We start from the raw sequence: 24,288 nt of genomic DNA on the forward strand, positions 1-24,288 counted from the left end.
CAGACGGCACGGTGGCCTCTTGGGGGCTGAACACCAATGGCCAGCTGGGCAACAACAGCACGACGCAAAGCACCGTGCCTGTGGCTGTCATTACCAGCGGGATATTGTCTGGTAAGAGCGTCGTCGCCATAGCATCCGGTAATTACCACAACGTGGTGGCATGCTCAGACGGCACCGTGGCCACGTGGGGCTACAATTTCAACGGTCAGTTGGGAAACAACAGCACGACGAACAGCTCCGTGCCGGTGGCTGTCGTTACATCTGGAACGCCGCTGGCAGGGAAAGCCGTCATCACGGTTTCAGCCGGTTATGGCCACTGTCTGGCGTTGTGTTCAGACGGCACGGTGGCCGCCTGGGGTTACGGTATCTTCGGACAATTGGGCAACAACGGCACGACGCAAAGCACCGTGCCCGTGGCTGTCACCACCAGCGGGACATTGTCTGGCAGGACGGTCATCGCGATATCAGCCGGTTATTACCACAATCTGGCGCTTTGTGCAGATGGCACGCTCGTTGCCTGGGGTTATGGCCCGAATGGTGAACTGGGCACCACTAGCTCCTCAAGCTACGCGCCGGCGTTGGTCGATAGGACTGCGCTCACGACCGGCGAGCAGTTTGTTCAGGCCAGCAGTATGTCAGTGGCGCACCACTGTCTCTCCATCATCGCGAAACCGGCTCCTGCACCCGCAATTTATGTTCAGCAGAGCGCTGGCGCCGACCTGATCAGTAATAGCAGTTCGGTGGACTGTGGCAGCAGTGTTGTGAGTGCGGGAGTGACGCAGACTTTGACCCTGGGAAATTCCGGCTCGGCAGACCTCCTCATCTCAGGTGTCACGATTGACGGCGTGAACGCGGCAGATTTTGCCATCACGACGGCACCCGCAGGCACCGTGGCTGCGGGCGGCACCACTACGCTGGTGCTGACATTCGCGCCCGGCGCTGCGTTTGGCCGCACTGCTGCGCTGCATGTGACGACCAATGATCCGCTTGGCAGCCCGTTCAACCTCAGCCTTACCGGCTCGGGCAGGGCTGCTGTGTCAGCCACCTATAGCTCGGATGCGGACGTGCCTGTCACCACCAGCTCATTCAACGCCAGCGGCAGCACGGTGAATTTCACCCTCGGCTATACACCCGTGCCGGGCACCACTCTGATGGTGGTAAAAAACACCGGCTTAGCCTTCATCAGCGGCACGTTCGGCAATCTTTCACAGGGCCAGGCTGTAAGCCTGAAATACAATGGCATCACCTACTCGTTTGTAGCCAGCTACTACGGCGGCACGGGCAATGACCTCGTGCTCGTGTGGGCTGGCAGCCGCCCCATGGCCTGGGGCAACAACAACAACGGTCAGCTTGGAAACAACAACAAAACGAACAGCAGTGTGCCGGTGGCCCTGACGACGGCAGGCACGCCGCTGGCAGGCCGCACGCTGCTGGCGCTCTCAGCGGGTTATCAACACAGCCTCGCGCTGTGTTCGGATGGCACCCTGGCCGCCTGGGGGGACAATGCTGCCGGCGAGCTGGGCACCAACACCAACACCGGCAGCAGCGTACCGGTAGCGGTGACAACGGCAGGCACGCCACTGGCGGGGAAGGTGGCCGTGGCAGTTTCTGCGGGCTGGCAACATAACCTCGTTTTATGCGCCGATGGCACCCTCACCGCGTGGGGCAGTAACTCCTCCGGTCAGTTAGGCAACAACTCAACCACCAACAGCCTTGTTCCGGTGGCTGTCACAACCATCGGCACGCCTTTGGCAGGCAGGGCCGTGGTGGCCATCCGCACGGGTGCTTCTCACAACCTGGCGCTCTGCGCCGATGGCACTCTTGCTACGTGGGGCAACAACTACTACGGTCAGCTGGGCAACAACTCGACCACCAGCAGCCTTGTCCCGGTGGCGGTAACGACCGCTGGCACCCCTCTGGCTGGCAAATCCGTGGTTTCTTTTGCAGCAGGTGCAACTCACAACATCGCGCTCTGCTCTGACGGCACCCTCGTGACCTGGGGATACAATAGTTTTGGACAGCTCGGCAACAATAGCTTCACGCAAAGCAACATCCCCGTAACGGTGATCACTGCGGGCACGGTACTGGCTGGCAAAACCGTCATCGGGGTGGCTGCTGGAAGCTACTGCTCTCTGGCGCTATGTTCAGACGGCACGGTGGCCTCGTGGGGTTCCAATATCAACGGCCAGCTCGGCAACAACAGTACTAACGACACCAAGCTCCCAGTCGGCGTGATAACCAGCGGCGTGCTGGCTGGCAAAACGTTGGTCGGATTGATGGCGGGAGGCACTCACAGTTTGGCACTTTGCTCGGATGGCATGGTCGCAGCCTGGGGTGACAATACCTATTATCAGCTTGGAAATGGCACCACCTCTAGTAACAGCAGCACTCCTGTGGCAGTGAGCACCAGTTCACTTGCAATGGGAGAGCGCTTCATGCAGTTGGTCTCAGGTTCGAATTCTGGCCACAGCCTGGGTCTGGTAGCCTCGCCAGCTCCCAATGCAGCCACGCTTGCCTCCACTTCAATAACTGCCACATCGGCGTCACTAAACGGCACGGTGAACGCCAACGGCGCTGCCGCCACCGTGTCATTCGACTACGGTTTGGACGACACCTACGGCACGAATGTGGCTGGCGCGCCGGCTTCGATCACCGGGGCCGACGACACAGCCGTCAGCACCACGCTGACCGGTCTCGCCCCGAACACGACCTACCATTTCCGCGTCAATGGCAGCAATGGCTCCGGCTCCGCGAACGGTGCCGATCTGACCTTCACCACTCCACCCCTGAGCCCGCTGCAAAACTGGCGGCAGACGAACTTCGGCACCCTGGCCAACAGCGGCAGCACGGCGGATGCCGCAGACTACGATGGGGACAGCATTCCCAACCTGATCGAGTACGCGCTGAACCTCAGCCCCACGGTGACCAGCAAGCTGCCCCTGGCCACAGCCCTCAGCGGCGCAAATTTTGAGTACACCTATTCCCGCAGCACGGCTGCCGTGAATGCCGGCACCACCTTTGCGGTGGAATGGAGCGGCACGCTGACCGCTACATGGAGCCGCAGCGGGGTGACGCAAACGGTGCTGAGCGACGATGGCACCACGCAGCAGGTCAAAGCTGTGATTCCTGTGAATGCAGCGACCACGATGTTTATGCGCCTGTCGGTGACTGCCCCACCGTGAGAGGGGCGCAGGGGCAGGCTGGGAGATTACCGCAGCTTTTTAGCTCGAATCCGTGAAAGACCCGCCCAAAAACCTGCTGGGACCGTTCTCTGTAGGTGGGGTTGCAGAGGATGAAAGAGTCCCTTTCTTTCGCCCAAATATGTTCAACATTCCCTGCGTCACTACGTCTGAGAATCATTCGCTCCTCAAAGAACCGCTGAAAAATCCCACCCCAAAAACCACTCCATGAAGACCCAACCTCGTCTCTGCATTGCGTTCACCTGCGCCGGCATGCTGGCGTCAGGACTGCCCGGCGTCCACGCCCAGCAGCCCGGAGCACTGCCGCCGGGCGCATTGCCGCCTCCCGCATCGACAAAGCCTGTGGCACCGCCAACGCTGATGCCCCCTGCGGATTCGAAGGAGCCTCTGACGGCGGATTTCGCCGCGAAGATCCTGCGTGATCCCAGCGTGCTGCCGAACAACGGCCAGCTGCAGATGAGCTACGCCACCGTGGTGGAAAAGATCCTGCCCAGCGTCGTCACCATCCACTCCTCCACGCCCATCAAGGCTCCGGAAGTGGACCAAATCCCGCCGCAGCTCCGCCCCTTCTTCTACCGCTTCTTCGGCGCCCCCGGCGGCCAGGATCCCTTTGGCGGCGGCATGAATGAAGACGACGAGCCCGCGCCGCGCCGCCGTGGCCAGCCGCAGCAGCCCCAGCGCCCGCAGCAGCCAGCCCCGGACGATGACGCTCATCAGTCCCAGGGAGTCGGCTCCGGCATGATCATCACCCCGGACGGCTATATCATCACCAACAACCACGTCGTGGCAGATGCCAAAAAGATCGACGTGGATGTGGATGTGAACGGCTCCTCCAAAACCTACCGCGCCACCGTCATCGGCACGGACCCGCTTACGGACGTCGCCCTCATCAAGATCGACGCCACCGACCTCACCCCCGCCACTCTGGGAGACAGCTCCAAGCTCCGCGTGGGCGACATCGTCCTCGCCGCTGGTGCGCCCATGGAGCTCAGCCGCTCCGTCACGCAGGGCATCGTCAGCGCACTGGGCCGCAGCAATGAAGGCATCGTGGGCAAGGGCAACGGCCGCGGCGGCCGCGTCCAGGGCTACGAAGACTTCATCCAGACCGATGCCTCCATCAATCCCGGCAACTCCGGCGGCCCGCTGGTGGATGCCATGGGCCGCGTCGTCGGCATCAGCACCGCCATCCTCTCCCGCACCGGCATGAACGCCGGCATCGGCTTTGCCATCCCCATCAACATGGCCCTCCACATCGTGGAAGACCTGCTGGACGACGGCGCCGTGCAGCGCGGCTTCCTCGGCGTGCAGATCACCGATCTCGATGGCGCTCTCGCCGAACGCCTCGGCTTTAAAGAGCAGGGCGGCGCAGTCGTCATGATGGTCGGCGCAGGGTCACCCGCCGAAAAGGCCGGCGTCCAGCTGGAGGACATCATCGTCGCCATCAACAATCAGCGCGTGGACAGCAGCAGCCGTCTGCGCCTCATCGTCAGCGGCACCAAGCCCGGCAGCCAGATCCCCATCGACGTCATGCGCGGTGGCAAACGCCTCACCCTGAACGCCACTCTGGAAGCCCTGCCCGAGGAGGCCCTCTCGGAGCTCAGCAGCGGACAGCGCGGCATCCCGCGCCCCGGCGCCCCCGGCGGCCAGGCCAAGGACAACATCAGCGAACTCGTCTCCGGCGTCACCGTCCAGACCCTCACCCAAGCCCTGCGTGAGCGCCACGACATCCCTGACACCGTGACCGGCGTCATCGTCACCAAAGTGGATGCAGACAGCCGCGCCGCCGCCATGGGCGTGGAAGAAAGCGACGTCATCTCCCACGTGAACCGCAAGCCCGTGACCAACGCCGCCGAAGCCCGCACCCTGGCCAAAGGCAGCGACAAAACCGTCCTCCTCCGCGTCTGGCGCAAAGGCGACACCATGCTCCTCATGATCGGCAACAACTGAGCCTCGAATGATTCAACGGCCCGCGTGTGCAGCACAGCATGCGCGGGCTTTTTTGTGCTCAGAAAGTCCGCCATGTGCAGCCAGTCAGGAGACGTTCGTCTTGCCGCAGAGAGGCAAAGGAGCAGAGGTGGCAGAGTTTGAAATTCATTCTCTGCTCCCTCTGCCTCTTTGCCCCTCTGCGGCAGATTCGAACGTGCCACAGACTTTCAAACAGCAGGGCCATGGAGGAAGTGAAACTTCTTTGTCCCGAGTAATGAACGGCTGTCTCGGAAGCGCGTAGCGCCAGCCCTACGGGCTTACGATCCGTTGCGATGCAACCAAGCTTTCCCGCCCGCAGGAACGGGACTACTTTGCCCCCATGCTCTACGACGCCCACAATCATCTCCAGGACGAGCGCCTCGACCCGTGGCGTGAGGATATCCTCGTCACGCTGCCGCAGACCGGGCTGGCGGAGATGATCGTGAACGGCTCCTGCGAGGAAGACTGGCCCGCCGTGGCAGACCTGGCCCGCGCCCACTCGTGGATCCGCCCCGCCTTTGGCCTGCACCCTTGGTATGTCAAAGAACGCACCCAGGACTGGGCCACCACACTCAAGCAGCTTCTGGTAGAGCATTCCCACGCCGTCGTCGGCGAGATCGGCCTTGATCGCTGGATTGAAAACCCGGACATCGACGCCCAGCTCGATTGCTTGCGCACACAGCTCGCCCTCGCCGTGGAGCTCGACCGCCCCGCCACGATCCACTGCCTGCGCGCCTTCGGCCTGCTGGAGGAAACGCTGCGCAGCACCCCGCTGCCAAGGCGCGGCTTCCTCCTCCACTCCTACGGCGGCCCCGCCGAGATGATCCCCGGCTTCGTCAAGCTCGGTGCCTACTTCTCCCTCAGCCCCTACTTCGGCCATCCACGCAAAGCCGCGCAGCTCGCCGTTTTCAAGTCCGTCCCGCTGGACCGCCTCCTCACCGAAACCGACGCCCCGGATATGTGGCCGCCGGATGAGCTGAACCCGCACCCGCTGCAATCCGCCGATGGCAAAACCTTGAATCATCCCGCGAATCTGCGCGTGAGCTACGAGCTCCTCGCGCAGGTGCGCGGGATGGAAGTGGCGGAGCTGGAGAAAGCCATCGCGGAAAATTACCGGACACTTTTCGGTGCTGCATCTTGAGCGCACAGGCTCATTACCTCTAAAATCAAAAATCGATGGCTCGACAATCGTCAATCCTCCGGCTTCAGAGCTCCGTGGACATGCGCGATTGACGATTGATGAACAATCGATTGTTGATTGTTGAAGTTTCTTCCCCGCAGCCCGCAAGTTCCAGCCCCGTTGCGAGGTGCGCCTTGCTTTCGGGCACATCAGGGCCAACGCTGGCCCGTCCCCTGCTTTCATTATGCCATCCATGCGCAAAACCAAAATCCTCTGCACTCTCGGACCTGCCACGGAGAGTCCTGAAGTCCTTGCCAATCTCATCGCCAAAGGTGCCGACGTCATCCGTCTGAACATGAGCCACGCCTCCCATGACTGGGTGCGCACCGTTTACGCCCGCGTCCGCGAGGCCGCCGCCGCCTCCAAGCGCGAAATCGCCGTCCTGATGGACCTTACCGGCCCCAGCATCCGCACGGGCGATGTGGAGCAGCCCTGGCAGCTTTTGGTGGGAGACACCGTAGAGTTTCGCTGCAAGGCCGAAGTTCCCCCGAGCACGCCCTACTCCGTCAGCGTGAACTACCCGGAGCTGGGCAAGGACCTCAAAGTCGGCGACACCATCATGGTGGACGGCGGCATGATTCAAGTGAAGGCCACCGAGGTCTCCACCCTCCGTGTCATCGGCACCGTCATGACCAAGGGCGAGATGAAATCCCGCCGCCACATCAATCTCCCCGGCGTGCCCGTGCGCCTGCCCCCGCTCACCCAAAAGGACTACGCGGATCTCGATCTCGGCGTGGAGCTGGGCGTGGACTTCTTCGCCCTCAGCTTCGCCCGTGAGCCCGGCCATCTGCAGCACCTGCAGCTCCTCCTTGAGCAGAAACAGAGCAAGGCGCGCGTCATCGCCAAAATCGAGAACCAGCAGGCCATCGACAACATCGACGCCCTCGTGGAGGCCTCCGGCGGCATCATGATCGCCCGTGGGGATCTCGGCAGCGAGTGCCCCATCGAGGACCTGCCGCTCATCCAGCGCCAGATCGTGGAGCGCTGCTCCTACCATGGCCGCAAGGTCATCGTGGCCACGCAGATGCTCGAAAGCATGATCGAAAACCCCGTGCCGACGCGCGCGGAAGTCACCGACATCTTCAACGCCGTCATCGAGCAGGTGGACTGCGTGATGCTCAGCGGCGAAACCAGCGTGGGCCGCTACCCGGAGAAATGCGTGGAGGTGCTGGACACCGTGATCAGCCGCATCGAGCAGAAGTACCCCTCCGGCCGCTTCGCCAGTGATGCCCCGCTCAAGACGAACAAGCACAAGACCGTGAAGGCCGCCATCCTGCTGGCCAACAGCATCCCCGGCAGCAAGCTGCTCGTCTTCACCATCCGTGGCGTCATGGCGCACTTGCTTGCCCATCAGCGCCCGGAGTTTGCCCCCATCTTTGCCTTCACGCCCAATCTGCACGTCAGCCGCACGCTGGTCACCGCCCGTGGCGTGAACCCCTTCGTGCTGCAGTTCACCGAGGGCGATCCTGAGGCCGCCATCCGCAATGCCCTGGAGCTGCTGCGCCTGGAAAAGCTCATCAAGCACGGCGATCCCCTCGTCATTCTCAGCGATGCGCTCTACGACGGCATCAATGTGGATGCGATTCTGCTGCGCGAGGCTTGAAAGCGTGCGGCATCCGGCAGAATAGGGCAGTGTCAGCCGTATACCTGCCCATGCGATCCGTCCGCCTGCTCGTTCTGTCCTTTCTCATCGCCCCCCTGGCGCTGGCGGAGACCCGTGTGTTCGTCAGTCTCGCGGGCTCGCTGATGGAGGCGGAGATCACTGCCGTTTCAGGTGACAATGTGACCCTGAAGCGCAGCAGCGATCAGCAGACCCTCACCATCAACCGCAAGACCCTCTGCAAGGAGGACAGCGCCTACATCGCCACCTGGGCGGCGCAGCACCCGGACCTGGCCACGGCTCCTGCACCCACAGCAGCGATCCCCTCGGCCCCTGTGCAGAAATACCGCCTGGTCTGCCAGACCCAGCCGGCCAAGAGCAACCGCAGCGGCGGAGACCCCTACCAGCGCACCTTTGAGCACACTTACAACTTCAACCTCAGCAACCAGGAGGTAGGCCGCGATCTGCAGAATGCCCGCGGACTGGCCCTCATCCTGGGCAAAAACACCTCCGACCGCAACGGCGACCTCATCGTGCTGCAAAAGGAGGAGTTTGACATCTCCATCCGCCCCCAGTCCAAGATGGTGCACACCACGCAGCCCGTGCGCCTCACCTATTTTGTAGGCGGCGACTCGCCGGATGCCGGGGTGAAAAGCTACGGCTACGTGCTTATCATTCGGGATGCCGCAGGCAGCATCCTCCACGTGGAGGCCAGCCCTGACACCAGCGCGAAGTTCACCAAAGAAATCCTCTCCCTGCCCGAAGCCCCCTGCATGGTGGACCGGGAGTTCAAGCTCAAGGCCAAGACTGATGTGCCGCTGGAGTACATCAGTTTCTAAGGCGGCAAGGCCATCGCAGCCCAAGGTGACGGGGTCTCCGCCCCCGTTTCATTCCCACCGCTTTGCAACGCACACGGCAGCCAAACCCATACCGGGGGTCAGAGACCCCCGCGCCTTGGCTGGAGCCCTCCTCGCCCAGATCACTTCTCCATGATCAGCAGCACACCTGCCACGATGGCCAGAATGGGCACCAGGATGCTGAGCGCGCCGAGGCTGACGTTAAATGCGCCAATAAAGCCGACGATGATGAGGTAGATGGCCAGCGCGAGCAGGCCGCGATTTTTGGTGATGTTCATAGGTTTGTCCGGTTTGAGTTGAAGTCCAAAAATCAGTTCAGGGCTCAATGCTTACCGGCGTGCCCAGCTCCACAGCGTGGAAGAAGGCGGCGGCCATGAAGCCGGGCATGCGGATGCAGCCATGCGAGGCGGCGTAACCCGGCAGGTAGCCCTCATGCATGCCGGTGCCGCCGACGATGCGCATGAAATACGGCATCTTGGCTCCGTCATAGATCGCGCCCTTGGGCTTGGGGTCCTTGCTGGTGTCCACGTCCTTCTGGATCACGTTTCCATTGGCATCCACGTAATCGCCAAACAAGGAGGACACATGATCGATGTCTTTTTCGATGATTTTAAATTTCCCCGTCACCGTATCGAGCCCTTCACGCCCTGATGAAATGCGCGACATGCCGGCAAGCTGGCCGTCTTTGTAGAAAAAGGCGCGCTGCTGGGAAAGGCTGATGCGGATGGAAGGTTTGCCGCTCATGTAGTCGCCGTTCCAAAAAGACTCTTCGACGGCAACAGGCGGAGACGGGGGCATGGGCTCAACACAGCCGGGGAGCAGGCAGAGGAGAGCAGCAGCGAGAAGGCTGGAACAGCCATGGGATAGGGTGGAGGGCATTGCAGATAACATGAAGAGCAGGTGTGGCTGACGCGATGAGGTGTTCACCCCATGGATCTCGGCATCAGCCTCTGTCATCTAATCGGATGAATTCTCCAATCAGCCTTCTCGGCATGCGACTTCCTGCATGGGATCTCGCCCAGGCTGCCGCATGAGACATTTTTTAATACGACGTCCGCTTTGGCACCAGCCTCCGATACATCTCAAACCCTCACACCCCACCCATCCATGAATCTTCTCCTCATCTTGCTCATTCTGTTGCTTATCGGTGGCGGTGGCTACGGTTTCCGTTCCGGCAATCATTATGTCGGCGGTGGTGCAAGCCTGCTTGTCATCATCCTCATCGTACTGCTCCTCACCGGGCGGATTTAAACTCCAGTCCACCCTCTTCGCGGCCGATCGTCCGCTCAACACATCCCAACCCGTCCGTTACCCAAACCTCATGAAACTCCGTCCTTTTCTTCTCCTCATTCCCGCCATCGCCACCTTGAACCTCGCGTCCTGTGTGGATCCGATGATGGGCGGAGGGGGCTATTCCAACGGTGGCGGCTATGGTGGTGGCTTCAACACCTACTCCACCCTGCCGCGGAATTACTCCGGCAGCGCCTACTACTACCAGGGCCGCTACTTTTCCGGCGGCCAGTATCAAACCGGCAGATACAGCTATCAGGGCAGGCAGTACTCGAACCGCTACTACCACAACGGGCAGTACTACTACGGCGGCCAGCACCAGAACCACTCGCATCCTGGCGTCCATCCATCGAGCTACCGTCCTTCGAGCAACTACCCCTCCAGCAACCGTCCTTCGAGCAACTACCCTTCCAGCTACCGTCCTTCGAGCGGCTACCCCTCCAGCTTCCGCCCGTCCAACAGCTATCCGTCCACCGTGCGCCCTTCGGGCTACCGGCCATCGGGCAGCTTCCCCTCGAACAATCACCCTTCGAACTACCACCCGACGAGCAGCTTCCCCTCGAACAACCACCCTTCGGGCGGCCACTCATCGGGCAACCATTCGTCCGGCAATCATTCCTCAGGCAGCCATTCGTCCGGTGGTCGCTCGGAACATCGTGAAGGCTGGAACAAGTCTTCAGACCGCCGCTAAACAGCGGGTTTGAATCAGACTCCGGGTGGAGAGGCTTCGCGGCTTCTCCACCCCTTTTTGCACAGCAACAAGGCTGCTTTTCACTCCTTCGTCACCGCCTCGTCCAAGTTCAGCAGCATGAGGCACAGGCTCGTCCACGCGGCGTGCTCGAGGGCATCGATGGATTCATCACGCTTCGACTCACCGACGGTGAGGAGTTTCAGCGCTGCCGCACGATCTGACTGCTGCGCCCGCAATTTGCCAAGCTGCACCTTCAGCAGCGCCGCTTCCGCTTTGGCAGGCTCACGGCAGGTGACGAGACGAAACGCCTGCGCGAGCGCTGCATCTTCATTTCCTCGATTTGCCAGCAAGACGCGCTGCGCCAGCACGCGGGCGGCTTCCACGTAGGTCACGTCGTTCAAAGTGACCAGCGCCTGCAGCGGCGTGTTCGTGCGGGTGGCTTTGATCACGCAGGTCTGCCGCGCGGAGTTGTCGAACAGCATGGTGGGCCCTACGATGCGCCGCCAGAAAATGTACAGCGTGCGGCGGTAGAGCGCATCACCGTGATCCTGCACGTAGCTCTTCTTGCCAAAGGTCGCCTCCTCCCAGATGCCCTCGGGCTGGTAGGGCTTGACCGCCGGGCCGCCGAGCTTGTCCTGCAGCAGACCCGCCACAAACAAGGCCTGATCCCGCAGCATCCACGAAGGCAGGCGAAAGCGCGGCCCACGCGCCAGATAGCGGTTCTCCGGATCGACCTGCGCGTCTTTGATTTTCGATGACTGCTGGTAGGTCTCGCTCGTCACGATCAGCCTCATCAGCGCCTTCACATCCCAGCCGCTGTCGATGAACTCGGAGGCCAGCCAGTCGAGCAGTTCGCGCTGCGGTGGCTCCTCGCCCTGCAAACCGAAATCCTCCGCCGTCTTCACCAGCCCCACACCAAAGAAGGCCTGCCAGAAGCGGTTCACCGTCACACGCGCCGTGAGCGGATTATCACGGTTCACGATCCATTGCGCGAGGCCCAGGCGGTTGCGCGGTGCGTCCGGTTTCATTGCGGGGAGACTCGCGGGAACATTGAAGCCCACCTTCGTGGTGCTGGGTTTGTCATACGCGCCCTTATCCAGTACAAAAGTCTCACGCACCTTGGGAGTGGTGTCCATGACCATCACCTTGGTGACGGCGTTGGTGGCTGAAACGCGCGCACGCACAGCGGTGAGGAGCTTCTGCAGCAGCTTGGTATATGCAGCGTCCTTCTCTTTAAAATAGTTCACCGCCTCCAGCAGCGGATCCACGCCCCGGTTCTTCGGCTCCGTCTTGGCGATGTAGCTCGGCAGGTTGCCCGGCAGCTTGATCGCATCGGATTCCGTCAGCGGTTTGCCTGCGGAACGCGGCCATTTGGTCAGCTCAAACGCCTCCACCTCCGCGGCGACTTGCTTCACTTTTTCCGTGGTCGTTTTCACCCGTTCGAGTTCGGCAGGCGTGGACATGTCCATCGCGGGAGCCGCCTGACCGCTGCGGCCGATGCCGTCCTCGCTCGTCTGGTTGAAGACATCGTAGAGCCCGTAGTAATCACGCATCGTCAGCGGATCGAATTTATGATCGTGGCACTTCGAGCAGCCCATCGTCAGCCCCAGCCACACGGTGCTGGTGGTCTCCACGCGATCCATGACATTCTCCACCCGCGTCTCTTCCGCGATGCGTCCACCCTCGCCGTTGATCATGTGGTTGCGGTTGAAACCTGTGGCCAGTTTTTGCTCAGGCGTCGCATTGGGAAGCAGATCGCCACCAAGTTGCCAGATAGTGAACCTGTCATAGGGCATGTTTTCATTGATCGCCTTCACCACCCAGTCACGCCATGGCCACATGGTGCGCTCAGGATCGCCCTGGTAGCCGTTCGTGTCCGCATAGCGCGCGGCATCCAGCCAGTCCCAGGCCCAGCGTTCCCCGAAGCGCGGTGAATTCATCAGGCGCTCCACGGTCTTCGCAAAGTCTTCCTTCAATTCGTCCGCAGTCGGTGGCAACCCAGTGAGATCCAGCGATACACGGCGCAGCAAAGTCGCCGCATCAGCACGCGGAGAAGGCTTCATCCCCTTCTCCGCCAGCTTCGCGCGCACAAAGGCATCGATGGGATGCTTGGCACCCACGTTCGGCACTTTGGGGCGTTCGATCTGCTTGAAGGCCCAGTGCGTTCCCCATTTCGCCCCTTCGTCGATCCACTGCTTGAGCAATTGCTTCTGCGCATCCGTCAGCGTGCGGTTGCTCTTCGGCGTTGGCATCACTTCATCCGGATCACTGCTGAAGATGCGTTCGATCAAGGAGCTCTCATGGCTCTTGCCCGGACGAATGGCCGCCACGCCATCCTTCACCGCCTTCGCCTCTTCCTCCACATCCAGTCGCAGATCGCCTTTGCGCTCCTTCGCATCCGGCCCGTGGCAGAAGTAGCATTTGTCCGAAAGGATCGGCTGGATGTCGCGCGAGAAATCAATCGCCGCCGCAGAGAGAGCGGAGCTGAAGCTGAGGAGAACGCAAAGGACACGCATGGTTGGACGGAATGAGCATACGATGTCTGCAGGTTCAGTATTGCCAAACACGCATGGCAGATCCTAGCATGCGGCCAATGCACATCCCAACCCTCATCGAGCACAAGCGCGACGGCGGAGTCCTCACCTCGGAGGAGATCCATTACGTCATCAGCGCCTTCACTCGCGGGGACATGCCGGAGTACCAAATGAGCGCACTGGCGATGGCGATCTTTTTCCGCGACATGACGACGGAGGAAACCGCCGCGCTCACCGAGGCCATGCTGCACAGCGGCAGCATGCTGCTGTGGAACGACCACGACCCCATGCGCGTGGACAAACACAGCACCGGCGGCATTGGCGACAAAACCTCGCTCATTCTTGCTCCCCTCCTCGCCTGCGACAACGTGTGGGTGCCGATGATCTCCGGGCGCGGCCTCGGCATCACGGGCGGCACCTTGGACAAGCTCGAAAGCATCCCCGGCTTCCGCACCCAGCTCAATGAGGTGGAGATTCACAACGTCATCGACCGCATCGGCTGCGTGATGGTCGGCCAGACCGCCGGCATCTGCCCTGCGGACAAAAAGCTCTACGCCCTGCGCGATGTCACCGGCACCGTGCCAAGCGTGCCGCTCATCACCGCGAGCATCATGAGCAAAAAACTCGCCGAAGGGCTGAACCGCCTCGTGCTGGATGTGAAGTGGGGCAGCGGAGCTTTCATGAAAACGCAGGAGGAGGCCCATCGACTCGCCCACAGCCTCGTCACTGTCGGCCAGGCCATGGGCGTGCGCTCCAGCGTGCGCCTGAGCGAGATGAACGAGCCCACGGGCGAATCCGCCGGCAATGCGCTGGAAGTCGCCGAATGCGTGCGCTGCCTCAAAGGCCACGGCCCGCAGGATCTGGAGGACATCGTGCTCGACCTCGCCTCCGCCGTTTCCATTTCCTCCCGCTCCGATCTCGCCGCCCTGCTGCACAGCGGTGATGCATGGCGAAAGTTTCAACAAATGGTCGCTGCCCAGGGCGGCAACGTGGAAGCACTGGAGAAGATGAGCACCGTGCATCGCGCGCCGTTCATCGGCGAACTCAAGGCCACCGCCAGCGGCACGCTGATGCGCATGGATGCCGGTGGCATCGGCCAGGCCGTCCTCGAACTCGGCGCAGGCCGCTCCAAAGCCGCCGACGCCATCGACTTCGCCGTCGGGTGCGATCAAATCGCCAAGACCGGCACCCAGGTGCAGGCTGGCGATGTGCTGCTGCGCGTGCATGCCCGCACGAAAGGTGCGCTTTTCCGCACGCTCGACTTTTTACCGGATTACATCGACATCATCTGACCTTTGTCTGCCCAGTCTCCAGTTGCGGGAGGGAGGGCCGATGTTAATTTTGGGAACATGAGCACCAAAGAGCAAACCTTGTCCTGGCTGGCCGAACTGCCGGAGGATTCGCCTGCCTGGCGCGAGTTGCATGACGATGCCCGGCTGCTGCGCGACATCGCCGTGGCCGAGGATGATGTGCGAAACGGGCGTGAACGCCCCCTGGCGGAGGCCAAGGAGCTGCTGGAACACAAATGGGCTCAACGTCGTTCCAAGTCCGCCTGAGCGATTCGGCGCTCAACGATCTCCATGAGATCGACGACTACTGGTTCCTGCATGGCGAGCCAGACCGCGGAGAGCAGTACGTCCGCAACCTCATCGAGACAGCAGAAACAGAACTGTCATCGCCGCTGCGCGCACAAAGTGGTCGCCCTGTGCGTGTGGCTGTCCTGCCAGACACGCGAGAGATTTTAGTCTTCAAAGGCAGCTACAAGATCATCTACCGGATCGACTCAGCCGAGAACGTCGTTCACGTCCTGCGCTTCTGGCACGGCCATCGGCATGTGCAGGATTTGGACGCAGGTGGAGCGTGATTTCATAACATTGGCGGAAGAAGTCACCGAAAAATCTCCATGCTTGAGAAGCTTACGTGTGCCCGTACCTCTCCCCATGAACCGCCGCCGCTTTCTTCAGACCACCACCGCCGCCCTGCTACATGAATCCGTCCAGGCCGCTCCGCCTGCGACGCGCATCATCGACACGCACACGCATTTCTATGATCCCACACGGCCCGGCGGCGTGCCGTGGCCGGGCAAGGGCACACCTTTGTACCGCACCGTGCTGCCTGCCGACTGGCTCGCGGTGGCAGCGCCGCATGGCGTCAAGGAAACCGTCGTCGTCGAAGCCAGTCTCCTCGTGGAGGACAACCAGTGGATTCTTGATCTCGCTGCCAAGGAAAAGAGCATCGTGGGGTTCGTGGGTCATCTCGATCCGGGCGCGGAGTTTGCCGGCCATCTGGAGCGTTTGGCTGCGAATCCGATCTTTCGCGGGGTGCGCTGGAGCGGCGCGTTTCTACAGGATGCCGCGAAACAGGACGCCGTGCTCGCCGGGGCCAAAGCGCTGGCCAAGCACGGACTGGAGCTCGATTTGAATGGCTCGCCCGCCTATCTACCTCACGCCGCCAAGCTCGCTGCCGATGTGCCCGATCTGCCTGTCCTCATCAATCACCTCGGAGCCTCCGGCGATCCCCAGTCCCTGCGTCCCGAATGGAGGGAAAACGTCCGCACCGTGGCCAAGCAGCCGAATGTCTTCATGAAAGTCTCCGCCCTCGTGGAGCAGGTAAAGTGCGACTACGGCAAGGCCCCGAGCGACACCGCCTACTACCTCCCCATCCTCGACCACCTTTGGGAATCCTTCGGCCCCGACCGCCTCATCTACGGCAGCGACTGGCCCGTCTCTGACAAAGGAGCGCCGTATGATGTCGTTTTCAAAGTGGTGGACGAGTACTTCCGCGCCAAAGGAGCTGAGGCCTGCGAAAAGTACTTCTGGAAGAATTCGAAGGCGGCATATCGGTGGGTGGAACGAAGGTAAAACGGCACCTCTTCTATGGATTGACCACCCCGTTGATACATCTTAGAATAGATTTATGAGTACTCAGTCTGCCTTCCATCGCGGCGTGCATCCGTTGCTCAACCTCCTGCTCCCTGGCAAGGAGGCGGCTGTGCTGGCAGTGAAACCAGATCAAGCCTTGAGCGCCCGCATTGAGGAACTTGCCACCAAGTCCACCGAAGATAAATTGACCGATGACGAACGCGATGAATATGAAGGCTATGTTCAGGCCAACAAATTTGTAGCCACACTCCGTCGGCAGGCCCGGAAAATGCAATCTGAGAGAGCCTCGTGACCGAAGCGACGAGAGCATTCGTTCGCCAACGAGCAGGCTTGCGCTGCGAATACTGCCGCCTGCATCAGGACGATTCACCATTGGCCGCTCTTCATATTGAGCACATCCGCCCGCGAAAACACGGGGGTTCCGATGATGCTGACAACCTCGCTCTCGCATGCATCGACTGCAATTTGCACAAAGGATCTAATCTCACGGGCATTGATCCTCTGACAGGCACTGTGACTGAGCTGTTTCATCCTCGTCTCCAAAACTGGAATGACCACTTTGCATGGCAGGGAATCCGCCTCACTGGCAAGACTGCGGTTGGACGGACGACCATTCAGGTCTTGAACATAAACTCCGCAGATCAGCTAGATCTCCGCGCTGCTGGTTAAAACATATGCGCCTCGTCCTCCAACGCGTCTCCTCCGCCTCCGTCACCGTCGATGACACCATCACCGGCCAGATCGGCATGGGCTTGATGATTCTCGCGGGCATCGAACATGAGGACACGTCCGAGGATGCGACATGGCTGGTGCAGAAGCTCACGCAGATGCGCATCTTTGGCGATGCGGAGGGCAAGATGAACCTCAGTGTGAAGGACATCGGCGGGGAGCTGCTGGTGGTGAGCCAGTTCACGCTGCATGCCAGCACGAAGAAGGGCAATCGCCCCAGTTTCATTCGCGCTGCACGTCCTGAGACCGCGATCCCACTCTATGAGCAGTTTCTGGCGCTACTGGAGGCCGAGATGGGCAAGCCCGTGGCACGCGGCATCTTCGGAGCCGACATGAAGGTGGCGCTGGTCAACGACGGGCCGGTGACCATCTGCATCGATTCGCGGGCAAGGGAGTGAAGTTGCCTCGTTGCACAGAAACAAGGCTGCTTTTTCAAACATAAAAAGAGCGGACCGAAATCCGCCCTTCTCATTTGGTTTTCCAGATTTTGGGGGTTGAAAAATTAGGCCAGTCGTGGCTTCACCAGCGTTTCGAGGCGGTTCACACCGCGACGAATGCGAGCTTTAATCGTGCCAAGAGGCTCGTGCAGGCGCTCGGCCACCTCGGCCTGGGTGAGGCCGGTGAAGTAGGTCAGCTCAATGGCTTCGCGCTGATCCTGCGTGAGGCGGGACACGGCACTGTGAAGGATGGTGTCGCGCTCCTTGAACTCGAGGTTTTCGTGGCCAGAAGGCTCAAACTCGTATTGATCCTTCTTGTTTTCGGACTCGAAGTCGTCGTTCAGGCGTGAGCGGCGCTGCTTGGAGCGGATGCGGTCGATGGCACGATTGCGGGCCAAAGTCGTCAGCCAAGTGAGCGGCTTGCCTTTACGGGGTTCGTAGAGGTGGGCCTTGTTCCAGACCTGCACGAGGACCTCCTGCATGACGTCCTCCGTGTCGTGGTGGTCGTTCAAGACGTTGGAGATCGAGGCGAAGATGAGGCCGCTGTACTTCTTGTAGAAAGTCTGAAAGCTGGCGGAATCGCGTTCCGAGATGCGCTTCAGGAGGCGGATGTCTTCGACAACATTGGGGTCAACCTCTGGGGAAATTTCAGTCATGTTCATGGTGATTGGGGTTACCTGACGGAATGGAATAATTGCGACAAAAGCCCTTTCGTCAAAGATTTGTTTCCGTTTTGTCTAATTTTGTATCCAACTTTGTCTAACTTTGAAGCCAAAAGCAGTGCTAAAGCCACCCATTTTGTTGGAGGTATGGACATGGTATTTTATTCCTGCACGTAGACCTAAACCTGAAAAAAGAGCCTGCTGAGGTGGGCTTTAGGAGCGCCTCCTTGGTAATCCGCCAAATGCCCCGATCTGGATGTACAAATCTGATGCCCGGGCGAATTCGCCCCGGCTGGTGACGTGCGCCCCAAGCCCATCGGGAACGAACGCCCTTTTCCGGGCATGGATTTTGGCCCTGCCTTACCCCTTGCACGAAGGCCGAATCCGCCGACTCTACGCGCCCTTTTTCAGCCATGATCCCCAACGCCTACCGTACCTTTCACTGCAACGCCGTCCGCTCAGAGCACATCGGCCAGACCGTCACACTCTGTGGCTGGGTGAATTCGGCCCGCGACCATGGCGGCGTCATCTTCATCGACCTGCGCGACCGCGAAGGCCTGACCCAGGTCGTTTTCCGCCCGGAAGAGAACGCTGAGCTCGCCGCCCAGAGCCATCACCTGCGTGACGAAGACGTGCTGCAGATCACCGGCAAAGTGGCTGCGCGCCTCGCTGGCACGGAAAACTCGAAGCTCGGCACCGGTGCCATCGAAATCGTGGCCACCGAGTGCAAGGTGCTCAACAAGGCCGACGTGCTGCCCTTCCAGCTCGACCGTGAGCTGTCCAACGAAGACATGCGGATGAAGTACCGCTACCTGGACCTGCGCCGCGAGCGCATGAGCAAGAACATCCGCACACGTCACAAGATCACCAACGCGGCACGCAACTGCCTCGACGCCGCCGGCTTCATCGAGGTGGAAACACCGATCCTGAGCAACCCGACGCCCGAAGGTGCGCGCGACTTCCTCGTGCCTGCCCGCCTGAACCCCGGCCGCTTCTACGCGCTGCCGCAGGCTCCGCAGCAGTACAAGCAGCTCATGATGGTGGCTGGTCTTGAGCGCTACTTCCAGATCGCCCGCTGCTTCCGCGATGAAGACCTGCGCGCCGACCGCCAGCCTGAATTCACCCAGATCGACATCGAGGCCAGCTTCATTGAGCGCGATGACATTCTGAACCTTGTCGAAGACCTGCTGGTCAAAATGTTCAAGGCCGGCACCGACCGCGACATCCCCACGCCCTTCCCGCGCATGACCTACCAGGAAGCCATGGACCGCTACGGCTCCGACAAGCCGGACACGCGCTACGGCAATGAGATCGTGGACATGGCTGACGTGTTCGCGAACAGCGGCTTCAAAATCTTCCGCAGCACCATTGAAAATGGCGGCGTCGTGCGTGCAATCAACGCGAAGGGCTTCGCCGGCATCACCACCGGCCAGATGATCCGTCTCAACGAGATCGCCACGCAGGCCGGCATGAAAGTGAAGCAACTTGCCTTCATCAAGGTGGAGCGCGATGCCAACGGCGTGCTCGAATACAAGAGCCCGCTCTGGAAGTTCTTCAGCGAAGACGAGCAGAAGGCCCTCATCGCCAAGCTCGGCGTCGTGGAAAACGACATCGTATTTTTCTACGCCGGCACCTGGCAGGAAGCCTGCGACATCCTCGGCCGCGTGCGCGTCGAGATCGCCAACATGACCGCGCTGACGAAGGACAGCACCGCCATGAACTTCCTCTGGGTCGTCGATTTCCCATTGCTGGCCCAGGATGCCGAAACGCAGAGCTGGGTGGCCGTGCATCATCCCTTCACCCGCCCGAAGACGGAGGACATCCCGCTCATGGACGCCGGCGAGTACGGCAAGGTGCGCGCTGAAGCCTACGACGTGGTCCTCAACGGCTACGAACTCGGCGGCGGCTCCATCCGAATCCACGAGAAGGAACTGCAGGCCAAGATGTTCAGCGTCCTCGGTGTGAACGAAGAAGAGCAGGCCCACAAGTTTGGCCACCTCCTCGACGCTTTCCGCTTCGGTGCCCCTCCTCACGGCGGCCTCGCCCTGGGTCTGGACCGCATCGCCATGCTCGTCAGCGGTGAAGACAGCATCCGCGAAGTCATCGCCTTCCCGAAGAACAACAAGGGCAGCGACTTGATGACCGACAGCCCGACGAACATCGACTTCAAGACCCTGCGCGAAATCTACATCCAAAGCACCTGGAAGGAGAAGAAGCCGGAGACTGCCGTCGCTGCGCCAGTGGCGTAAAGTTCCTTTGTTGCTGTGCAACGCGAGATCCCCTGTTCCGCAAGGACAGGGGATTTTTATTTTCTCAGCGCCACCATCAGCGAGTCCATTTCCTCGCGCACCGTATCCGCATCGCTGACTGTTTGCGAGATCTCCGCTTTCACCGCATCGCGGAAGCGTTTGCGCAGGCGATGCACGGCCACTTTGATGGCTTCGATGCTCATGCCGAGTTTCGCAGCCACTTCGCTTTGCGGCGTCGCATCGGCTTCCGCTGTCAGCCACGGTTTCAGTCCGTCAAAATGCTCTGACTTGCCTTCGTCCCGCATCTCGGACTCCAAACGTGCCAGCGCACGCGCAAGCAAGGTCAGCGCCCATTGGCGGTCAAAGGCCGCATCCGGTGCTTCGATGCTTGTGTCGGCGATTTGCAGGCCCGCACCGGTCGTGTCGGAATCACCATCGATCACGGCATGGATCTGGCCGCCGCCGCGCTTGGCCGCGCGATCATGCTCGCGTTGATTGGCCGCAAAGCGTTTCAAGACCGTGAGCAGGTAGCTGCGAAATTTCCCACGCAAAGGATCGGCTCCGTCAATGGTCCCGCCTGCGAGAAGCTTGGCAAAGAAGTCATGCGCCAGATCCCGCGCCACATCCTCCGCACGCCCATCACGCCGGAGAAAAGCCATCACCGGTGCGTAGTAGGCCTCACACAGTTCACTGAGCGCCGCCTTCGCCTGCGCATCCTCGCCGCGCGAACGGGAGACGAGCGTCCAGCGGGTTTCGTGGAAGGAGGAGGTCATTGGGGAACGATGATTTTGCCGCCCGGATTGATCTGCATGCCACGAGTTTGTTCGTTCACCTGAATGTCCTCGTTGTAGCCGTCATGAATCAGACGCACGGGCTTCGGCATTCCATTGGCGGCCATGACGGGCGACCAGCCAGCCCAATCCAGCACCACGCCCAAAGTCAGGCCTTTGTGCCAGGTCACAAGACCGGATCTTGCAGGAGCTTCCACCATGACTTCCGCCTTCTGCAGTGGAGGCAGCACGACATCCTTGAAGGCAACCTTCCGAATGTCGCGTGCCTGCAGCTCAAAGTAATCCACTTCATCCAACCGCATGTCAAAGACTGCACGCTCACTGATGTCTCTGCCACTTTTGGTGCTGGTGTTCATGCCGATGAACTTGGACCCATCCTTGAGATATGCCACGCACTGGACCTGGCGGTCTTCTCGACGTCGAAGCCAGGTAACGAAACAATGCTGGGCTGCGTCCTCGCCCACCCCTCCTTTGATCCAGTCGTCTGTGGAGATGTTCGTGCCGGGGTTTTTATCCACACGCTTCACCGAATCCCAAGGGCCGGCACTGTACGCGAAACTCAGTTCAACGGTACGTGGCAGGTGGCCCCACTCTCCGGCACGAAGCACCACCGAGTGGACATGACCTCCTGTGGGTCTGTCTCCCGTGGTATAGTCATTCCAGTGAACGATGCCCTGATTCTTGTCCGGTCGTCCTGTGGCATCAATGGCCATCACGGTCACGTGGGAGGCTTCATCAAGATCAGGATGCTGGATCCACGCCTGGAGCCAGCATGTCTCTGCATCTGGGCAGGTCTGCCCGGTGGTTGAGTTTCTGATGATCTTCTGCTCATCCTTGGTCGCGACGTAAGGGCGTCCCTGCGCATCATGCACATCCAATGCCCAAGGCTGATCATTCGGCACCATGCGCAAAAAGAGCAGCCGCGGCTCCTGCTGCAGCGCGTGAGAAGTCGTTTCCGCTGGAGGGAATCCCTTGTTGAGTTGAGCGACAGCCGGAGCCGAGACAGGGGCTGCTCCTGATGCGGGCAAACTCGCCTTGGACCCGGCAGGCGAATAATACGGGAACAGCATCTTCCCGATGATCTTGTCCCACGACATCAAGTATTCCTCTGGATTGCCGCCGCGTTTCAGTAGCAGTCCTTTGGATTCGACAGCAACCACACGCGCCAGCCAGGTCTGCCCGTTCTCATGTGCATAGGCGATGAGGTCTCCCTGGGCAAAACCGGTGTCGAGATGCGAGGCGATCCAACGGCTGTTTTTAGCCACCCCCGGTTCATTGCCACTCGGAATAAAATAGGGCCGGGCGATGAACGAGCGGACGAACAGCATCAGCACGACCACCGGGATGACAAGCTCGAGATTCCGCACCAGCCGATGGGGCTTGATGGCAGGACGGCCCACCGGATGCCGGTGCATCCACACCAGTGTGGACACCACCGAGGCTGCAACGGCCACCAACGTGAGCGTGATGGCAGCCCATGAGTAGGCGTCCTGATGGCGCGGCAATTGATAAATACCCGCGATGCCCGCAGCGACGACGGTGAGCGACCAGCCATAGAGATGCTTTCCAAAAACGGCGTTCACATCATACCAGCGCTCGTCGGACACAAAGGTGGAGGGCAGGCGCACGCCGTAAAAGGAGTTCATCGGCACCAGACGCAGCCAGAGCGGCAGGCTGAGCAATGCAAGGATGCTGCCAATGATTTCAATCCCGGACGCGACCAAGGTTTGCGCGGTCACACCCGTCTGGCTCGCATGCACCCAGTGGCGCGTCATCCAGCTGAGAGACAGAAACAAGGGGACAACAGCTGGAATTAACCAGAGCACACGCGAGGGGCGCTCATGCCATGCGGTCGTACGTTGGGCACCGCCCTGCGCTTCAAATTCGAGCTGCCTGCGCGCCCACCACGGCATCAGCACAGATGGAAGCATCATTGGCAGCCAGATCCACGTTGCCAGGAAGCCGCTTTCATTCGTAGCCCGCACCAGCCATAGCAGCAGGGGCGGCGCCTCCGTGAGATTCCTGAACACATGAGGTGCATGAACCTGACCGCCGATGCCGCTGACAAGAGCAAACACCTGCCCGCCATACGCATGCACACCAGCTGCCAAACCTCCCGCAGCCTCCCAGCCCACAGCCAGGCCGCCTGCAGATAAAAAGCCCACGCTCAGGCCGCCATAGGCCAGCAGCAATGCAAGGGCGAGCCCACCCCAGGAGATGAGGCCAATGCTCATGCCACCGAGAGCAAAAACACCAACTGCCATGCCGCCACAGGCGAACAAGCCTCGCGCATAACCACCAAAGGCCACCACACCCACGGCACGGTCTCCGAAGGCAAAGAATCCGCGCGCTATGCGCTTGTGTCCCGTCGTGGGATCAATGCCTGAGGTGATGTGCAGCAGCGGCCTGCCCAGAAGCGTGCGCTTGGACTTGTACTCAAAGCTGCTGAACCGCATGGCCAGCGAGCGCCGCGCCTGCGGCGGCATGGAGGCGATGCCTTCGATCTGCGTTTTGAACTCGCCCGCGCTTTGCTGGCGCATGGCGCGGTCTTTGGCCAGCGCACGAAACACGACCTCGTCCATGTTTCCATTCACGGCGGATTTTTCGGAAGGTGCGGCAAAGCGGCCCAGCGGCAGTTCGCCAGTGAGCATCTCATAGAAGACCACGCCGAGGCTGTAGATGTCCGCACGGTGATCCACGCTGCCGGGCTTCTCGATCTGCTCCGGCGCCATGTAGGGCGCGGTACCGAGCTTGGCTCCGCTCTGCGTGAGCATCATGCCGCCATCGCCATTTTCATCGAGGATCTTGGCGATGCCGAAGTCGGCGATCTTCACCCGGCCCTTCGTATCGAGCAGGATGTTCTCCGGCTTGATGTCACGGTGCAGCACGCCCTGGCTGTGGGCGTATTGCAGGGCCTCACACATCACAGGGATGATGTTCAGCGCCTGCTCCGGGGTGAAGCGGCCGGCACGCATGGCCTGCCGCAGGTTCACGCCATCCACGTATTCCATGATGAGAAAGCAGAAGCCGCCGCTCTCGCCAAAGTCATGCACGGTCACGATGTTGGGATGGCTGAGCCGTGCGAGCACGCGCCCCTCACGCGTGAAACGCTCTGCGAAGCCTGGCGTGGCCGCGAGGGATTTGGGCAGCACCTTGAGCGCCACCATGCGGTCGAGCCTCGGCTGCCGCGCACGGAACACCGCGCTCATGCCGCCATGGCC

21 protein-coding genes are annotated in these 24,288 nt (G+C 60.9%); 15 read left to right on the forward strand and 6 right to left on the reverse strand.

The genetic code is table 11. From position 1 onward, the window contains the following. The 5 genes from WAW39_RS03015 to WAW39_RS03035 all read left to right on the forward strand — a co-directional run. The coding region (locus WAW39_RS03015) for a choice-of-anchor D domain-containing protein (protein ID WP_422315632.1) at positions 1-3,182 on the forward strand (3,182 nt) is incomplete at its 5' end. A 225-nt stretch (positions 3,183-3,407) separates the two neighbouring features. After that, positions 3,408-5,147 (forward strand): Do family serine endopeptidase, encoded by a 1,740-nt coding sequence (locus WAW39_RS03020; RefSeq protein ID WP_422315634.1) that lies wholly within the window; start codon positions 3,408-3,410, stop codon positions 5,145-5,147. Between the two features lie 358 nt (positions 5,148-5,505). After that, on the forward strand, positions 5,506-6,306 hold the full coding sequence (locus WAW39_RS03025) for a TatD family hydrolase (protein ID WP_422315636.1): 801 nt from the start codon (positions 5,506-5,508) through the stop codon (positions 6,304-6,306). Positions 6,307-6,538: 232 nt separating this feature from the next. Continuing rightward, complete coding sequence (gene pyk, locus WAW39_RS03030; RefSeq protein WP_422315638.1) at positions 6,539-7,948, forward strand: pyruvate kinase; 1,410 nt, start codon at positions 6,539-6,541, stop codon at positions 7,946-7,948. 50 nt (positions 7,949-7,998) lie between these two features. Continuing rightward, positions 7,999-8,784, forward strand: coding sequence for a hypothetical protein (locus tag WAW39_RS03035; RefSeq protein ID WP_422315640.1), 786 nt, complete (start codon positions 7,999-8,001; stop codon positions 8,782-8,784). 140 nt (positions 8,785-8,924) lie between these two features. Here WAW39_RS03035 and WAW39_RS03040 read toward each other — a convergent pair whose 3' ends face one another. Together WAW39_RS03040 and WAW39_RS03045 are read right to left on the reverse strand one after the other, a co-directional pair. Beyond that, positions 8,925-9,080 (reverse strand): hypothetical protein, encoded by a 156-nt coding sequence (locus WAW39_RS03040; RefSeq protein WP_422315642.1) that lies wholly within the window; start codon positions 9,078-9,080, stop codon positions 8,925-8,927. Between the two features lie 37 nt (positions 9,081-9,117). Then, positions 9,118-9,681, reverse strand: a complete 564-nt coding sequence (locus WAW39_RS03045; RefSeq protein WP_422315644.1) for a L,D-transpeptidase family protein — start codon at positions 9,679-9,681, stop codon at positions 9,118-9,120. A gap of 228 nt (positions 9,682-9,909) precedes the next feature. On the opposite strand from WAW39_RS03045, the gene WAW39_RS03050 reads away from it, so the two are divergent. Both WAW39_RS03050 and WAW39_RS03055 read left to right on the forward strand, forming a co-directional pair. Continuing rightward, positions 9,910-10,053, forward strand: a complete 144-nt coding sequence (locus WAW39_RS03050) for a DUF3309 family protein (RefSeq protein ID WP_422315646.1) — start codon at positions 9,910-9,912, stop codon at positions 10,051-10,053. A 70-nt stretch (positions 10,054-10,123) separates the two neighbouring features. Next, positions 10,124-10,783, forward strand: coding sequence for a hypothetical protein (locus tag WAW39_RS03055; RefSeq protein WP_422315648.1), 660 nt, complete (start codon positions 10,124-10,126; stop codon positions 10,781-10,783). A gap of 80 nt (positions 10,784-10,863) precedes the next feature. Here WAW39_RS03055 and WAW39_RS03060 read toward each other — a convergent pair whose 3' ends face one another. Further along, positions 10,864-13,299 (reverse strand): PSD1 and planctomycete cytochrome C domain-containing protein, encoded by a 2,436-nt coding sequence (locus WAW39_RS03060; protein ID WP_422315650.1) that lies wholly within the window; start codon positions 13,297-13,299, stop codon positions 10,864-10,866. A gap of 77 nt (positions 13,300-13,376) precedes the next feature. Here WAW39_RS03060 and WAW39_RS03065 point away from each other — a divergent pair, with 77 nt between their 5' ends. From WAW39_RS03065 to dtd, 7 genes are all read left to right on the forward strand, one after another. Further along, positions 13,377-14,609 carry a thymidine phosphorylase gene (locus WAW39_RS03065; RefSeq protein ID WP_422315652.1) on the forward strand — a complete coding sequence of 411 codons (1,233 nt, stop codon included), beginning with the start codon at positions 13,377-13,379 and terminating at the stop codon, positions 14,607-14,609. 57 nt (positions 14,610-14,666) lie between these two features. Beyond that, a complete protein-coding gene (locus WAW39_RS03070) occupies positions 14,667-14,873 on the forward strand; it encodes a hypothetical protein (RefSeq protein WP_422315654.1) in 207 nt (68 codons plus the stop codon). Continuing rightward, the gene (locus tag WAW39_RS03075; protein WP_422315656.1) at positions 14,843-15,181 is read left to right on the forward strand and encodes a type II toxin-antitoxin system RelE/ParE family toxin; all 339 of its coding nucleotides are present in this window, start codon (positions 14,843-14,845) and stop codon (positions 15,179-15,181) included. The genes WAW39_RS03070 and WAW39_RS03075 overlap by 31 nt, the downstream gene beginning before the upstream one ends. Positions 15,182-15,257: 76 nt before the next feature. Then, positions 15,258-16,178 carry an amidohydrolase family protein gene (locus WAW39_RS03080; protein ID WP_422315658.1) on the forward strand — a complete coding sequence of 307 codons (921 nt, stop codon included), beginning with the start codon at positions 15,258-15,260 and terminating at the stop codon, positions 16,176-16,178. Between the two features lie 55 nt (positions 16,179-16,233). Continuing rightward, positions 16,234-16,491: a hypothetical protein gene (locus tag WAW39_RS03085; protein ID WP_422315660.1), complete on the forward strand. Its 258-nt coding sequence runs from the start codon at positions 16,234-16,236 to the stop codon at positions 16,489-16,491. After that, on the forward strand, positions 16,488-16,868 hold the full coding sequence (locus WAW39_RS03090; protein ID WP_422315662.1) for an HNH endonuclease: 381 nt from the start codon (positions 16,488-16,490) through the stop codon (positions 16,866-16,868). The genes WAW39_RS03085 and WAW39_RS03090 overlap by 4 nt, the downstream gene beginning before the upstream one ends. Positions 16,869-16,873: 5 nt before the next feature. Next, the gene (dtd, locus tag WAW39_RS03095) at positions 16,874-17,326 is read left to right on the forward strand and encodes a D-aminoacyl-tRNA deacylase (protein ID WP_422315664.1); all 453 of its coding nucleotides are present in this window, start codon (positions 16,874-16,876) and stop codon (positions 17,324-17,326) included. Between the two features lie 104 nt (positions 17,327-17,430). On the opposite strand, the gene WAW39_RS03100 is transcribed toward dtd, so the two are convergent. After that, the gene (locus WAW39_RS03100) at positions 17,431-18,021 is read right to left on the reverse strand and encodes a sigma-70 family RNA polymerase sigma factor (RefSeq protein ID WP_395733244.1); all 591 of its coding nucleotides are present in this window, start codon (positions 18,019-18,021) and stop codon (positions 17,431-17,433) included. 419 nt (positions 18,022-18,440) lie between these two features. Between WAW39_RS03100 and aspS the strand changes: the two genes are divergently transcribed. After that, positions 18,441-20,276 carry an aspartate--tRNA ligase gene (gene aspS, locus WAW39_RS03105; protein WP_422315668.1) on the forward strand — a complete coding sequence of 612 codons (1,836 nt, stop codon included), beginning with the start codon at positions 18,441-18,443 and terminating at the stop codon, positions 20,274-20,276. A gap of 56 nt (positions 20,277-20,332) precedes the next feature. On the opposite strand, the gene WAW39_RS03110 is transcribed toward aspS, so the two are convergent. Continuing rightward, a complete protein-coding gene (locus tag WAW39_RS03110) occupies positions 20,333-21,049 on the reverse strand; it encodes an RNA polymerase sigma factor (RefSeq protein ID WP_422315670.1) in 717 nt (238 codons plus the stop codon). Next, on the reverse strand, positions 21,046-24,288 hold a 3,243-nt coding region (locus WAW39_RS03115; protein ID WP_422315672.1), incomplete at its 5' end, for a protein kinase domain-containing protein. The genes WAW39_RS03110 and WAW39_RS03115, both read right to left, overlap by 4 nt.

The sequence above is a fragment of the Prosthecobacter sp. genome (genome assembly GCF_049294395.1).
In the GTDB taxonomy this organism is placed as follows: Bacteria; Verrucomicrobiota; Verrucomicrobiia; order Verrucomicrobiales; family Verrucomicrobiaceae; genus Prosthecobacter.

Coding starts and splice junctions, on each gene's coding strand:
- WAW39_RS03020 (WP_422315634.1), top strand. CDS start 3,408: ATGAAGACCCAACCTCGTCTCTGCATTGCGTTCACCTGCGCCGGCATG.
- WAW39_RS03025 (WP_422315636.1), top strand. CDS start 5,506: ATGCTCTACGACGCCCACAATCATCTCCAGGACGAGCGCCTCGACCCG.
- pyk (WP_422315638.1), top strand. CDS start 6,539: ATGCGCAAAACCAAAATCCTCTGCACTCTCGGACCTGCCACGGAGAGT.
- WAW39_RS03035 (WP_422315640.1), top strand. CDS start 7,999: ATGCGATCCGTCCGCCTGCTCGTTCTGTCCTTTCTCATCGCCCCCCTG.
- WAW39_RS03040 (WP_422315642.1), bottom strand. CDS start 9,080: ATGAACATCACCAAAAATCGCGGCCTGCTCGCGCTGGCCATCTACCTC.
- WAW39_RS03045 (WP_422315644.1), bottom strand. CDS start 9,681: ATGCCCTCCACCCTATCCCATGGCTGTTCCAGCCTTCTCGCTGCTGCT.
- WAW39_RS03050 (WP_422315646.1), top strand. CDS start 9,910: ATGAATCTTCTCCTCATCTTGCTCATTCTGTTGCTTATCGGTGGCGGT.
- WAW39_RS03055 (WP_422315648.1), top strand. CDS start 10,124: ATGAAACTCCGTCCTTTTCTTCTCCTCATTCCCGCCATCGCCACCTTG.
- WAW39_RS03060 (WP_422315650.1), bottom strand. CDS start 13,299: ATGCGTGTCCTTTGCGTTCTCCTCAGCTTCAGCTCCGCTCTCTCTGCG.
- WAW39_RS03065 (WP_422315652.1), top strand. CDS start 13,377: ATGCACATCCCAACCCTCATCGAGCACAAGCGCGACGGCGGAGTCCTC.
- WAW39_RS03070 (WP_422315654.1), top strand. CDS start 14,667: ATGAGCACCAAAGAGCAAACCTTGTCCTGGCTGGCCGAACTGCCGGAG.
- WAW39_RS03075 (WP_422315656.1), top strand. CDS start 14,843: ATGGGCTCAACGTCGTTCCAAGTCCGCCTGAGCGATTCGGCGCTCAAC.
- WAW39_RS03080 (WP_422315658.1), top strand. CDS start 15,258: ATGAACCGCCGCCGCTTTCTTCAGACCACCACCGCCGCCCTGCTACAT.
- WAW39_RS03085 (WP_422315660.1), top strand. CDS start 16,234: ATGAGTACTCAGTCTGCCTTCCATCGCGGCGTGCATCCGTTGCTCAAC.
- dtd (WP_422315664.1), top strand. CDS start 16,874: ATGCGCCTCGTCCTCCAACGCGTCTCCTCCGCCTCCGTCACCGTCGAT.
- WAW39_RS03100 (WP_395733244.1), bottom strand. CDS start 18,021: ATGACTGAAATTTCCCCAGAGGTTGACCCCAATGTTGTCGAAGACATC.
- aspS (WP_422315668.1), top strand. CDS start 18,441: ATGATCCCCAACGCCTACCGTACCTTTCACTGCAACGCCGTCCGCTCA.
- WAW39_RS03110 (WP_422315670.1), bottom strand. CDS start 21,049: ATGACCTCCTCCTTCCACGAAACCCGCTGGACGCTCGTCTCCCGTTCG.